Source organism: Nodosilinea sp. FACHB-141 (assembly GCF_014696135.1).
Lineage (GTDB): Bacteria > Cyanobacteriota > Cyanobacteriia > Phormidesmidales > Phormidesmidaceae > Nodosilinea.
The window spans coordinates 337,159-349,768 of record NZ_JACJPP010000007.1 but is presented as its reverse complement, the minus strand read 5'-3'; the positions used below and the strand labels follow the sequence as shown (position 1 = coordinate 349,768).

Below are 12,610 nucleotides of genomic sequence, written 5' to 3'. Positions count from 1 at the left end.
CTACTCCACTAAGGATCGCCAACCAGCATTCAGCATTAGGTCTCTATTGTCATAACCACCAGGAGAACGATCCGCCTCAGTCTGGCCTTACAGAAATCAACGGTGTTGCTAGGCCTCTTCTGACCTACGGGCTGACTCGTTGCCCGCCTGGTCCAAATATTCCTGTGCTTCCGATGGGCGGGACATGGGCAGGTACCCCGAACGAATGTGCAGATCGCGCTGGGGAAACGGCACCTCAATGTCGTGGTGGCGTAGGCTAGCCTCAATCACAAAGTACAGATCGCTTTTGATCACCAGCTGGCGGCTAGGCTGAGCAATCCATACCAGTAGCTCAAAGTTGAGGGCGCTGTCACCAAAGCCTAGGAAAAATACCTGGGGGGCAGGAGCCGTCAAAATTTCCTGATTTTTTTGGCTGGCTTCGAGCAGGGCAATTTTGACTTGCTGAGGGTCAGCGCTGTAAGACACCCCCACCGGCAGGCGAATGCGCGATACGGGGTTGCCGTGGCTCCAGTTGATCACCTCTGAATCTAAAAAACGGGAGTTGGGCACGATGATCGAGACATGGTCAAGGGTGCGAATTTCGGTGCTGCGCGAGCCAATGCGGGCAACAGTGCCTTTGACCTGACCAAAATCAACAAAGTCACCCACCTGCACCGGGCGCTCAAACACGAGCACGAGACCACTGACAAAGTCTTTAACTAGCCCTTGCAGGCCCAGGCCCACTCCAATACCAAGACCACTAGCGATCAGGGCAATGGAGCTGAGATCGATGCCCCAAAGCTGAAGCACCACCACGGTGCCCAGCAAAATTAGGGTGTATTTCGAGAGCACCGAGATCGCTTCTTGGGCGGCCAGGCTAATGCCGGTGACCTGCAGAACGCGCGATCGCATCAGATTGGTCAAGGTGCTGGCAATCACCACCAATGCCAGCAGGGTGGCCATGACCATCAGCAAATCAAACAGTGAGTAGGAGCGGCTGCCCAGCAGCAGGCTGCGGTCAAACAGGCCCTCCTGCAAACTACTCGACACTCGGTAGCTCACCCGGCGCGTGAGGGGAAACAGCTTGGCAATGTAGCTCACCGCCGTAAACCACACCGTCCCACGCACTAGCACCAGCGTTAGCCGAAACAACAGCTTCAGCCCCGTGCTGTGGTGCTCTGAATCGGTGGGCCAAAAGGATAGGCGTTCAAGCAGCGGCTTGAGCCAGCGGTGCCACAGCCACCCCGTCAGCAGATGCAGCACCAGAGCAGCAGCCAGGGCGGCCAGAGCTTTGACTAGCGCCTGGGTCAAAAAGCCTGACTGACGCTCGGCACGCGCCTGAGTGAGGGCAACAGCCAGGGCATCTGCCCAGCGATCAGCCTGCACCTGGGGTGTGCTGGCTCCACCCACGCCGACATCGGCGCTGGTGACCGTCATGATGTAGCGATCGCCCGCGAAAATAACTGTGTTACTCCCCCCTGTTTCCCCAGTGCTGCGGGTTTCGGTGCGCACCAGCACCGGGTTGGCATTTTCGATCAGCGATTCCAGGTTGATCTCAATAGCCAGGGCCCGCTCTACCGCAGTGAGATCCCCGGCCGCGGGTACCTCAAATAGAAAAAGGCCGTCTAGAAATACCGGCTCGGTGTCGACAGTCTGGGCCAATCCCGGCCCTACCATGGCCCCATGCAGCGCCAGCGCTAGCACGATTCCCCAGACCAGACGGCCTAGCCAACTCATCGGGTTGATTGCCGTGGGCATGCGTCTAGACCCGAAACACCGTAGACCAGCATAGCGGACCGGGGGGTGGGGAGTGGGAGGGTAAGGGGTAGGGAGTGGGAGGGTGAGGGGGTGGGGCTAACTAAGGGTTTTCTGGAGAAGGGGAGTCTTCGGGGATGGCTTCGTTGAGGGCACGGCGAGCGATGCGGGTGACGTAGAGCGTCACTGCTACCGTGGCCACTAGGCCCACAATGCGAAGGATCCATTGCACTGTGGCGGCTACGGGGGGTTGGCTGCTGTCGGCTCCTAGGGTGGCCAGGTTGCCTACCAGCGACCCTAGGTAGACGTACATGATTGTGCCAGGCAAAATGCCTACCGTACCCACCACGTAGTCTTTGAGGGAAATTTGGCTTATCCCTAGGGAGTAGTTGAGCAGGTTGAAGGGAAACCCCGGTGACAGCCGCAGCAGCAAGATGATCTTGCGGCCATCCCTGGCGATCGCATCGTCGACGGCCCGAAAGCGAGGGTTATTGGCGATTTTGCTGGCTACCCAGCCCCGCGCTACGTAGCGGCCTACCAAAAACGCCGCCGTGGCCCCCAGCATAGCCCCCACAAACACCAGGGCCGAGCCTTTGAGCACCCCAAACACCACGCCGGCCCCCAGGGTCACGATTGAGGCGGGCACAAAGGCAACGGTAATCACGACGTAGAGCAGGATGAAGACTAGGGGTGCGATCGCCCCTAGACCGTCAATCCAGGCCAGTGCCTGCACCAGCTGCTGCTGAAGCGACGCGAAAAACAACGGGTCTGCCCCGGATCCCTGAGCCAGAGCGAGGGCTGCCGGGGCACTCGCTAACGCAATACTCAACCAGAACATAAAGCGAAACACTCTCACTAACAGCGGGCGCGAATTAGGTCTGGAAGACCTGATCTTAAGGGAGATGAGGGAACGTCGTGCGGCTGGTACCGCCTGGAGGTGAAACCCAGATCTGTGATTTCAAGCAGCTTTAAGCATAAAAAAGACCCAGCGATCGCTGGGTCTAGATATGAGTCAGGTGCGAACCGCATTGCAGAAATGCATGGTTGGTTCACTTTCATCATGGTTGTGGGGGCGATCGCTGGGGTTAATGAGCGGTTAAGTTAGCCCAAGTCCCTGCTGAGTGACACCGGACTAAGTGGTCAACCTACTCAATGACCCAGCTGTCGAAGCTGACAATTTCAGCCTAGGCCTGAGGGTTCTCGGAAGGCAAAACTTCGTGGGTAGAACGTCCTAGCATGTTGGCTCGGCGATGCTGCTGCTGCTGACGGGTACGGGCCAATAGCTGCCGAGCCTGCTCTTGAGTAGATAACATAGCGAACACTCCAAAAATTCTGTATCTAAAGTTACCGAATACAATTCCAAGCATATCTTTTCTTTTGGGCAAAAAGTTAAAGCTACCCGCAGAAAACATCAAACTTTGGAAAATATCTGCCCATCGACAGACCGTCGCACCTCAGCCCTCCAACCAGCGGTAGCATCCTAGTATGAGAAGGCTAACGAGGAGCTCCAGGTGAAACAAGCACTAAAAATTTCTCGCGTCATGCTGTCGGTGTACTACGCCTATATGGTGGAATACAGGGCTGAGCTGGTGTTTTGGGTGCTGTCTGGCACCTTTCCACTGATTCTCATGGGCCTATGGGTCGAAGCGGCCCAAGGCAACCAATTCGACCTCAGCCCAACCGAGCTGGTGCAATATTTCTTGGCGGTGTTCTTGGTGCGGCAGTTCACCGTGGTCTGGGTGATCTGGGAATTTGAGCGGGAGGTGGTGGAAGGGCGGCTGTCGCCCTACCTGTTGCAGCCCATCGACCCGGCCTGGCGGCACTTTTTTAGCCACGTGTCGGAACGCTTTGCCCGACTGCCCTTTGCTTTCTTGCTGGTGGGGCTGTTTTTGCTGCTCTACCCCTACGCTGCCTGGTTGCCCAGTCTAGGCAATCTGCTTCTGGGTCTGCTGGCGATCGCCCTGGCCTTCTGCCTGCGGTTTCTCATGCAGTACACCTTTGCTCTGGCGGCCTTTTGGACGGAGCGGGCCAGCGCCCTAGAGCAGTTTTGGTTTTTGCTCTACACCTTCCTGTCGGGCATGATTGCCCCCCTCTCTCTCTTTCCTGACGCGGTGCGCGAGGTGGTGCTGTGGACGCCCTTTCCGTACCTGATTTATTTCCCGGCCAGTTTGCTGATTAACCGCCCGGATCATGTGGCCCAAGGGTTTGCGGCGATGGTACTCTGGTCGGCGCTGTTTTGGGGGCTCAACCGCTGGCTGTGGCGGCAGGGGCTGAAGCAATATTCTGGCATGGGGGCCTAATGGAGCGCTATTGGAAGGTGCTGCGACTGTTTTGGGGCACGGCGATCGCCGCCGAGCTAGAGTATCGCCTCAACTTTTTGGTCACTGCTCTAATTAGCCTGGGCGGGCTGGTGGGCAGCTTGTTTGGCTTGTTTTTGTTCTATCGCACCGGCTATGAGTTCGCTGGATGGAGTTGGGAAGCCGCCCTGCTGGTGCTGGGGCTGTTTACCGTGCTACAAGGCTTTGCCGCCACGGTGCTCATTCCTAACCTCAACAAAATCGTTAGTCAGGTGCAACAGGGCACCCTCGACTTTGTGCTGCTCAAGCCGATCAGCTCGCAGTTTTGGCTCTCAACCCGGGTGGTCTCGCCCTGGGGCCTGCCCGACGTGCTATTTGGCCTAGTGATGATTGGCTACGGCGGCACGCGCCTGGGCCTGGGCTGGGCCGACTATGCCCTGGCCATCTTGCCCCTGCTGTTCGGGGCGCTGACCCTCTATAGCCTGTGGTTTATGCTGGGTGCCACTAGCATTTGGTTTGTCAAAATCTACAACGTCACCGAGGTACTGCGGGGACTGCTAGAGGCAGGGCGATTTCCGATCGCAGCCTACCCGGTGGCCTACCGAGCGTTTTTTACCTTTGTGGTACCGGTGGCGTTTTTGACGACCGTACCAGCCCAGACCATGCTCAACCAGGGCGGGCGCGGCTGGCTGTTGGCTTCGGCGCTGCTGGCGATGGTACTCATGGTGGTGGCAAATCGGTTTTGGCGGTTTGCCCTACGCTTTTACACCAGCGCATCGAGCTAGGTCAGCTAAAGCCAGCGCCTGATCCAGCCCATGCCTAGAGCTACGGCACTACCCTGGCTGGCCTGGTGGCGGGCACTTTCAGTAATATATAGGGCTTGCAGCTGAATGGGTCGATGGTGCGATCGCCCGTTAGCCTGCACCAGCCAACGCTGGTATTGATCTAGCTCGTCACCCTCAAGCAGCAGATCTGGGTGGCGCCGCTGTCGTTCCCATTCCAAAGCTCTTAACAAGAGCTGGGTGTGGGCATGGTGGTAATCAGCGGCGTGGTGCAGAATCTGCAAGAGCTGACGCCCCCCGTCGGTCTGCGTCAGGGGCAACGACCTGTCCCGGAGGTCGACAGTCTCAAGGGTTTGCAAGGGCTCAGGCAAGTGATGAGCAGAGACAGTTTCAATCAGCACCGGCACAATGCGTTTGTTCAGGCTGAGGGCAAACAGCAGCCCCTGGAGACAAAAAACATCAGCCAGGGTGTAGGGCGACAGCACCAGCACATAGTTGTCGCAGGCCTCGGCCGCCCGCGAGATGATCGCCTCAGGGTCAGCGTCAGCAGGCCAGGGACAGGGGCATTGCCGGTAAGTAATCTGAGTCTGGGTCAGCAGCTGGCGCAATTCCCCTACCACCTCGGCTCCACCAGGACCAGCGATCGCTTCCCCAGGGGCGCGGCAACCGTCTTCGGCCGCGTAGGCCAAAAATACCTGAGCCGTTGGGTCAGTGGCAGACTGGCGATGGCCAGCAACATTGGCGTTGTTCAAAAGCTATACCTATGCTTGCAATGCACTCAAACCCTGTGCCCAGACTGGCCAATGAGCCATGCGTTGCCTGGGGTTGCTGCTCCAACTGCCCGCGCCTTGAGAATACCCAATTTTTTAAATTGGCTTGCTATCCTCGGATACACCTGTCTACTGAATCTGCAACCGTCTTTTACCCAGTTCAAGGTTAGGCCAGGGCATTGACCGCGCCCATTAACAGGCCGAGTCCCCGCCACAGACAGGCCTTAGGAAGCCAAAGCCACCAGCGCATCCAGCACGTCCTCAAAGGCTGGACGAGCCAGCACCTCAGCCTGCATGCAGGCAAACTGTAGTTGGCGCAGTCGCAACGTTATCTCAGAAGAGTCGGGACAGCGATCGAGCAAATCCTCCAGCAAGCAGCCAAAGGCCCGTACCTCTAAACGCTCTAGAGCCGGAGCGGCCTGCCCCGCCCGGTCGTAGAAGCTGGCCGCCCCAAAGTCGCTCAAGCGAGCGTCTCCCTCCTCGGTAACTAAAGTGTTGTGAGGATACAGATCGCCGTGGAGAATGCCGCGCCGATGCAGGTGAGCAGCGGCAGCGGCTACCCCAGTGGCAATGCTCATAGCCGCCTCCAAGGAAAAAGTGGCCTCTGGAGGATAGGTATCGCGGGTACAGCTCTCTAGGCTAGGAGGCCCGCCCATCACCTGGTAGCTGGGGTCAACCAGCGGCAGCACTAGTCCATGGTTCTGCTCGGGATGGGCGACAATTTGCCCTAGGGGAGCAACCAAGTTGGGGTGTGCCCCCGCCGCCAAGCAGGCCCGCATTTCGTCTTCGGGCAAACCATCGCTGGTGATCGCGCCTTTAAACAGCTTGAGGGCAACGGGCATTTCATCCTGACCCTGTCGCCAGGTGCCGCGCGAAATTACGCCGGAGGCTCCCTCCCCGAGAACATCGCCCACCGTCAGGTCGTCCCAAGCGATTTGGGGCAATGGCAGGGGTTCACTGCCCCAGCTTTGGCAGAAAGGGTTGCCAGCGTAGGCGAGCCAGCTCAGGCGGGGTAGAGTGAGCAGCTGAGGAGGCAAGGCCTCAAGCTGGTTGGCGGCGAGGCGCACTAGCTCCAAATTTTGACAGTTGGCTAAACTCTCTGGCAAAGCCCGCAGCTGGTTGCCGGCCAGCATCAGTTTCTGCAGCTTAGTGAGCTGGCCAATGGACTCGGGCAGCGACTCGATGCGGTTGTCGGTCAAGATCAGCCAGCGGGTGGCTTGGGGTAGCGCCCCAGCGGGCACGGTGGTGATTTGGTTGGACTTAAACCCAATCATCGACAGCTTGGGGCAGTGGGCCAGCACCTCAGGCAACACCTCAAAGGCATTGTTGCTAAAGAATGCCACTCGCAGATTGCGCAGCTGGGCAAAGCTGTCGGGCAGTGTAGTTAGGGCATTGTTCGACAGGTCGAGCACTTCAAGGCTGTCTGCCAGCTCAAGAATCTCTTCTGGAAAGGTCGTGAGCCCTGCCGCCAGGTTGAGCCGACGAGTGCCGGGGCGCAAATGCAACGGTTCGGGGCCGACACTCAAGGGTCGCCGCATTTCCAGATTGTGCATCAGTGTAGCCTCGGGTCGAGTGTCCACGCCTAATGTGGCATTTCTCCAAAGTTTCACGTATGAAAATTTGGTGTAGTTTATTGCCGAGGTTGGCGATTAGACGAACTGAGTAGATCCAAGCTTGAGGCAGTGCCCTAACGATCGCGGCCAATCCTACGCCAGATCAAGTAAACGGCCAGCCCGGCCCCCACGGTCAGCAGACTGCCCAAAACTAAAAACAGCAGACCCAACCAGCGAGCGGTTGCCTGGTCTTGCTCTAGGGATGCCAGGTAGGCCGCTTTGGTCTCATGCCCAATCTTGGCTTCGGCGACTACGGGGCGATCGCCCGCGACGCTCAAGGTGCCCAACACCAAAACCGGATCGTTGACCTCAAAGCCTTCGTAACTGCGATTGCGCCCTTCTTGCACCTGAGAAGTCGTCGATTGCAGACTATAGCCGGCCTCGATCTCCACCTCTTTTCCCGGAATCTGAACCACGAGCGTGGGGTTATAGCTGCGCTCATACTCCCATTTCCACTCGTCGTCGCGGCGCACCCGATGGTACTCGTTGTAGGCCACCAGGGGCGGGCGATCGCTGATGGGGTTGCGATCGCTCACCTGGCCCTCTATGACCACCGGCGCACCGCGTTCGTTGAGGGTAGTCGCCGTGGCTACGGGCAGCCGCGCCACCTCCTTAGCATGATTGGCAACCGCCCTAGGCACCACGGCCCAAAGCACTCCCCCGGTAATTAAAAAGGGAACGCCCACGGCGGCCAATATGCCCGGTAACAGCCAGCGCTCCCAGGTGCTCATGGCTCTTCTATGGAACGCCGGAGAGGTTTGTGCCGCCGCGCCAGCCGTAAGCCGTCCCCCCTGCCACTAGGGTTTGCAAGCTGCCCCCAACAAGAAAAAGCAGGCCCACCCAGCGGGCCTCTTGTCTCTCATGTTCTACTGTTACCAGATAAGCCTCTTTAGTCCCAAACGCGATCTCTGCCTCGCTGACCACGGGACGATCGCCAGCTACGCTCAAGGTTCCCAACACCACAACGGGATCGTTAACTTGAAAGCTACTGTGATAGACGCCGTCTACACTAGGAAAGATGCCTCCTACATAAGAAAGCGTAGATCGTATTCGATACCCCTCCGTCACTTTCACTTCTTTCCCTGGAATTTGCACCCAAAGGGTAGGAACGTAGATATGACTGGTCTCCCCCTCGTATAAGTCATAGGCAACCAGGGGTGGACGATCGCTGAAGCCCATGCGATCGCTTACACGGCCTTCTATCAGCGCCCTGGTTCCCCGCTCGTTGAGGGTATCAGCGGTCGCTACGGGCAACCGAGCCACTTCCTGGGCCTGATTGGCAATGCTTTGGGGCACCAATGTCAGTAATAAGCCTCCCCCCAGCAAACATAAGAACCCGCAGATAGCGAATACCCTCGATATCGTCCAGCGCTCATTTGGGCTCATTGCTTCTTCGAACCCGCAGCTAACGAGTATCCTCCGTACCAACCAGCGTTTATCTGAGCTCATTGCTTCTTCGCTCATTACTCCTTCTGTGGTCTGTCAGCCAAAATTCGTCTGCTCAAGTAAGGGGCACTATCTCAGGAGTTCTGCAAAGCCTGGGGCTCAGGGATCGCATCGAGGGCGGCTTTCTCCTTATCTAGCCGTCGTTTGCGGGCGTACAGCTGAATCGTGGCCGCCATAAACACTACCAGCCCCACCATCAGCCAGGTGGTCGCCCCCGTGGGGAAGTTGTTCTTAAAGATCACCAGCATGACGATCGCTACCAGCAGCAGAGTGGGAGCTTCGTTGAGCGCCCGCAGCTGTTGCCCCGACCACTTACATTCACCCCGGTGCAGCTGCCGCATCAACCGAGCGCAGTAGTGGTGATAGGCCAGCAGCACCGCCACCAGCCCCAGCTTGGCGTGCATCCAGCCATCCTTGAGGTATTCAGGCATGAGCACCAGTAACCCCACAGCCATAGCGACCGCCACCACCATGCCGGGAGTGGTAATGATGCCGTAGAGGCGCTTTTCCATAATGGTGTACTGGTTCTTGAGAATGCTGCGGGCCGGTTCTGGCTCGGCCTCGGCTTCGACGTGGTAAATAAACAGGCGCACCAGGTAAAACAACCCGGCGAACCACACCACCACGCCGACAATGTGAAACGCTTTGAACCAGTAGTAGGCCATAGTTATTCCTTCAGCCCAGCAGGAGCCTTGCTCTAGCGGGATGTTGCAAACCGTTAAGTACGCCTTTCATTGTCCTGCAAGGGTTTGCCCTTGAGAAGGCGGGTGCGACGGTTCTTAACGATTCTGGCTCTTAGCTTTGGATCTTAGAATTTGTCCCCATCCACCCATCTACTCACCCACCCATCCCTACTCCTACAGCCGCCGCAACACCTGAGCCAACAGCTCCCCCGGCAGCTTAGAGAGCACCGCCTGCTGACCGGGGATGCCGAAGATTTCAAAGTTGAGGTGGGCGTTGTAGACCAAGGCTGTGATCAGCACCTCCATTTGCTGGGGATTGTCGTACCAGCCTTGGTAGGTCAGCAGGTATTGGCTGAGGGCCGTTTCTAGATGATGCTGACGGGCTTCAGCCTGAGTTTCTGGCAGCGCCTGAGCCAGCTGATCGTGAACCACGCCGGCGCTGTGACAGGTGGCCCACAGGTCAAACCCAAGGGCAGGGGGTGGTGTTTCTTGCAGGGCAATTTGGGCGGCGGCCAGAGCGGTTTCGTAGGCGGCAACGGCTTGTTGCAGGGTAGCAATGCGCCGTTCGCCTGCCACAGCCGCCTGCTGAGCCAGATCCCAGTAGGCAGTGCCCAAGTTATTGGCGGTGGCCGCACAACCAGCCGGGGAAACGGCCACGGTGCGATGTTTGAGGGCGGCCTGGTAGGCGGCGATCGCCCGTTCGAGCAAAAATACCGGCTGTTGGTGCTGGGCCAAACTCCAGTAGGCAATGCCCAGGTTGTTTTGCACCATGGCATATTCCAGCGGCGCATCTTGGGCAGTGCGGTGGGCCAGAGCTTCACCGTAGGCGGCAATGGCCTGGGCCAGATGGTGCTGAGGCTGCTCACATTGGGACAGCCGCCAGTGAATCGCCCCCAAGCTGTTTTGCAGATTGGCGTAGTCGATGGGCGATCGCGCCGCCGGGCTGTGTACTAAAGCCTGCTGATACGCCGCCACCGCCTTTTCTAGACAGGGGGCTGGATCGTCCAGGTTCGCCAGTAGCCCATAGACAGTGCCCAGGTTGCCGTAGATGCGCCCCAAGGTGTCGGCGGGGATCGCTTTGGCGCCGCCCTGGAGGGCTTTTTCGTAGGTGCTGACGCTGCGGCGCAGCCAAGGCGCGGGGTCAGGAGTGCTCTCCTGCTGTCCTTGGAGCCAGTAGAGGCTGGCTAGGTCGTTGAGGGCGTCGCACCAGTCAGTGCTGCCCTCGGGCAAACCGGCGATCGCCCGGTCGTACACCGCCGTCGCAAAGTCCAGCACGCTGGCGGCGGGGGCTTCGACCGAGAGGCGATCGCGCCCCATCTGGCCTAGAGCTAGATACGTCCGCGCTAAGGTCAGCGGCCCCGCCTGCTGCTCAACCAATCCCTGAATGTAGCGCCATAGATTCGCCAGCTCCACATCTTGGGCCAGATCGGGGGGGAGCTGTAGATCTCCTGTAGGGTGCAGCGATGTTGGGCTGGATACAGGGACAGGAACCGGCTCAACGGTTGGCAGCATAGGTTCAGCCCGCTGTAAGGCCGCCAGGGTCTCTGCCGCCGTTGAGCCCACCGGCGGCATGACGATGCTTGAAAACGTTCCTTGCTCTACAACAGTGTAGTTCTGAGGATTCTGCGGCAGATCATGAGCCTTGTTGGGTGCAGCCTGAGAATCTGAGCTGAGCAGAATTGGCAGCTCTACGGTCGGCGGCACCTCTCGCTGTGCCACCGCTGCATCCTTGGAAGTACGATCCGTTGACGCAGGCGCAGGCTGCTCAAAGGTCGAAAGATCATCCCGCAGCACCCGCCAGAGATCGGGGAGATTAGCCGAGGGGCTTGTTGGCGCTGGCGGCACCGCTGGCTCGGCCGGAGCCGAGGGGGACGCACCGGGTTCACCCATGAACTCAAACAGACCGCTGCGCGATCGCCAAAACCCAGGCACCGACTGACGAATTTTGCCCAACCAGGGGCGCGGCACCCACACCACCAACCGACAGTCGAGCTGGGTCAGCAGCGCATCGACCCGAATCAGCGAAGCCAAAAACCGGTTTTGCACCGTAGGCGACTGGCGGGTGAGCTGGTCGATGCCCACAATTTGAAACACGGGTGTGGTCGGCGAGCTGCTCTGGAGCCGACGCTGCTGCTTCAGCCACAGCAAGACCTCGCGCACCAGGTCAGGGCGATCGCCGCTCAGCCGCAGGGTCACCAGCGTGAATTGACGCGCCCGTACCTCCGCTGCTAAGGGCACTGTCTCGGGCAGGGGACTAAAGTTAGCCTCCAGGCGCTGGGCCAGCTGCTCTTGCAGAGCTAGGTCATCGCACACCGCAATCAGCAATTGCCGCCGCAGGTTGAGTTGCAGAGCCAGTCGCAGCTCCTGATAGGCTTCCTGGTTGTGCCCCAGGTAGGTTTGAGAATTCAAAGACACAGCAGCGGTCACGGTGGTTAAGATGCAAGCGGCATGATAAAACTAGTTGCTATGAACTAGTGCGATAGCCAGAGACTAGCCCCAAGCGCGATCGCCCCGCCCCCTTCCATTACACTTCACCCCACGCCAATCGTTTCAGGACGACAGCATCATTTTCAGTCCCCATGAGCGCAACCCAGACTACCCCTCTGGCTCCAAATCCTCTTGAGTTAGCTATCCTGAGCCAGCTCAAGGCCGCTGGCGGCACCTGCGATGCCCTCACCGCGCTGCCCGTCGAGAGAAAAAGTTCTATGCGCCAGCGGGTCAAAGCCTGTCAACAGCTTCAGGCCAGGGGCTGGCTGACCTACGACCACGACATCGCCCAATTTGGCCTCACCCTCACCAGCAAAACTCTGCTCAAGCTCGATCTGTCGGTATGGCCCGTCACCCCCGACGAGCTGCTGATTCTGCGATCGGGCTTGGGCGGCAGAATTCGCCCCGGACAGATTCATCGGCGGGTGTCGGTGGGCGATCGCCAGCGATTGCTAGAGAGACTGGCAGCACAGGGGTTGATTGTGGTGTATGAGCGGGCTGTGGTCAATCTGCGCCTCACTCCCGAGGGCGATCGCTATTTGAAATGAATTAAGAGCAAGGCTGTGCCGTAGACATGGGCACCCGGCAGCGCTCAAAGTCCATCTTCGAGAACCTGCCACTAAAGATGCTGTTCGGGTCCTCCAAAGACTGGCGCTTCCCATTCATAGCATTTTGGGAATCTCCCCATCTCCCTCGCCTCCCCGCCCCACACCCCGCCTTCCACGGTTCGGTATCCCCTCCTTCAGAGAAATGGCTTGAGCAAGCACTATAGATGATATAGCTGTCAAGCCGGAGCAA

General features: G+C 58.7%; 12 protein-coding genes. 3 read left to right on the top strand and 9 right to left on the bottom strand.

Translation table 11 applies throughout. The annotated features are described in order from the left end of the window. Nucleotides 1–108 precede the first annotated feature (108 nt). The 3 genes from H6F59_RS04995 to H6F59_RS26700 all read right to left on the bottom strand — a co-directional run bounded on the left by H6F59_RS04995 (nt 109) and on the right by H6F59_RS26700 (nt 3,047). Nucleotides 109–1,737 carry a mechanosensitive ion channel family protein gene (locus H6F59_RS04995; protein ID WP_242021273.1) on the bottom strand — a complete coding sequence of 543 codons (1,629 nt, stop codon included), beginning with the start codon at nt 1,735–1,737 and terminating at the stop codon, nt 109–111. A gap of 100 nt (nt 1,738–1,837) precedes the next feature. Beyond that, on the bottom strand, nt 1,838–2,572 hold the full coding sequence (locus H6F59_RS04990; RefSeq protein ID WP_190695941.1) for a TVP38/TMEM64 family protein: 735 nt from the start codon (nt 2,570–2,572) through the stop codon (nt 1,838–1,840). A gap of 346 nt (nt 2,573–2,918) precedes the next feature. Continuing rightward, complete coding sequence (locus tag H6F59_RS26700; RefSeq protein ID WP_255524857.1) at nt 2,919–3,047, bottom strand: hypothetical protein; 129 nt, start codon at nt 3,045–3,047, stop codon at nt 2,919–2,921. A 198-nt stretch (nt 3,048–3,245) separates the two neighbouring features. On the opposite strand from H6F59_RS26700, the gene H6F59_RS04985 reads away from it, so the two are divergent. Further along, nucleotides 3,246–4,034: an ABC-2 family transporter protein gene (locus H6F59_RS04985; RefSeq protein ID WP_190695939.1), complete on the top strand. Its 789-nt coding sequence runs from the start codon at nt 3,246–3,248 to the stop codon at nt 4,032–4,034. Further along, on the top strand, nt 4,034–4,816 hold the full coding sequence (locus H6F59_RS04980) for an ABC transporter permease (protein WP_190695936.1): 783 nt from the start codon (nt 4,034–4,036) through the stop codon (nt 4,814–4,816). The genes H6F59_RS04985 and H6F59_RS04980 overlap by 1 nt, the downstream gene beginning before the upstream one ends. A gap of 5 nt (nt 4,817–4,821) precedes the next feature. Here H6F59_RS04980 and H6F59_RS04975 read toward each other — a convergent pair whose 3' ends face one another. The 6 genes from H6F59_RS04975 to H6F59_RS04950 all read right to left on the bottom strand — a co-directional run bounded on the left by H6F59_RS04975 (nt 4,822) and on the right by H6F59_RS04950 (nt 11,734). Further along, complete coding sequence (locus H6F59_RS04975; RefSeq protein WP_190695933.1) at nt 4,822–5,565, bottom strand: toll/interleukin-1 receptor domain-containing protein; 744 nt, start codon at nt 5,563–5,565, stop codon at nt 4,822–4,824. 242 nt (nt 5,566–5,807) lie between these two features. Beyond that, nucleotides 5,808–7,163, bottom strand: a complete 1,356-nt coding sequence (locus H6F59_RS04970) for a leucine-rich repeat-containing protein kinase family protein (protein WP_313887116.1) — start codon at nt 7,161–7,163, stop codon at nt 5,808–5,810. Nucleotides 7,164–7,270: 107 nt separating this feature from the next. Further along, a complete protein-coding gene (locus tag H6F59_RS04965; RefSeq protein WP_190695930.1) occupies nt 7,271–7,927 on the bottom strand; it encodes a hypothetical protein in 657 nt (218 codons plus the stop codon). Nucleotides 7,928–7,934: 7 nt separating this feature from the next. After that, complete coding sequence (locus tag H6F59_RS04960; protein ID WP_190695926.1) at nt 7,935–8,492, bottom strand: hypothetical protein; 558 nt, start codon at nt 8,490–8,492, stop codon at nt 7,935–7,937. A 224-nt stretch (nt 8,493–8,716) separates the two neighbouring features. Further along, nucleotides 8,717–9,307, bottom strand: a complete 591-nt coding sequence (hemJ, locus tag H6F59_RS04955) for a protoporphyrinogen oxidase HemJ (RefSeq protein WP_190522069.1) — start codon at nt 9,305–9,307, stop codon at nt 8,717–8,719. A 192-nt stretch (nt 9,308–9,499) separates the two neighbouring features. Continuing rightward, nucleotides 9,500–11,734 (bottom strand): tetratricopeptide repeat protein, encoded by a 2,235-nt coding sequence (locus tag H6F59_RS04950; RefSeq protein ID WP_206755193.1) that lies wholly within the window; start codon nt 11,732–11,734, stop codon nt 9,500–9,502. A 170-nt stretch (nt 11,735–11,904) separates the two neighbouring features. Between H6F59_RS04950 and H6F59_RS04945 the strand changes: the two genes are divergently transcribed. Further along, nucleotides 11,905–12,360: a hypothetical protein gene (locus tag H6F59_RS04945; protein ID WP_190695920.1), complete on the top strand. Its 456-nt coding sequence runs from the start codon at nt 11,905–11,907 to the stop codon at nt 12,358–12,360. The last annotated feature ends 250 nt before the right edge of the window (nt 12,361–12,610 follow it).

Bases quoted from the DNA above. Each gene is read 5' to 3' on its own strand.
- H6F59_RS04995 (WP_242021273.1), bottom strand. From the start codon at position 1,737: ATGCCCACGGCAATCAACCCGATGAGTTGGCTAGGCCGTCTGGTCTGG.
- H6F59_RS04990 (WP_190695941.1), bottom strand. From the start codon at position 2,572: ATGTTCTGGTTGAGTATTGCGTTAGCGAGTGCCCCGGCAGCCCTCGCT.
- H6F59_RS26700 (WP_255524857.1), bottom strand. From the start codon at position 3,047: ATGTTATCTACTCAAGAGCAGGCTCGGCAGCTATTGGCCCGTACCCGT.
- H6F59_RS04980 (WP_190695936.1), top strand. From the start codon at position 4,034: ATGGAGCGCTATTGGAAGGTGCTGCGACTGTTTTGGGGCACGGCGATC.
- H6F59_RS04965 (WP_190695930.1), bottom strand. From the start codon at position 7,927: ATGAGCACCTGGGAGCGCTGGCTGTTACCGGGCATATTGGCCGCCGTG.
- hemJ (WP_190522069.1), bottom strand. From the start codon at position 9,307: ATGGCCTACTACTGGTTCAAAGCGTTTCACATTGTCGGCGTGGTGGTG.
- H6F59_RS04945 (WP_190695920.1), top strand. From the start codon at position 11,905: ATGAGCGCAACCCAGACTACCCCTCTGGCTCCAAATCCTCTTGAGTTA.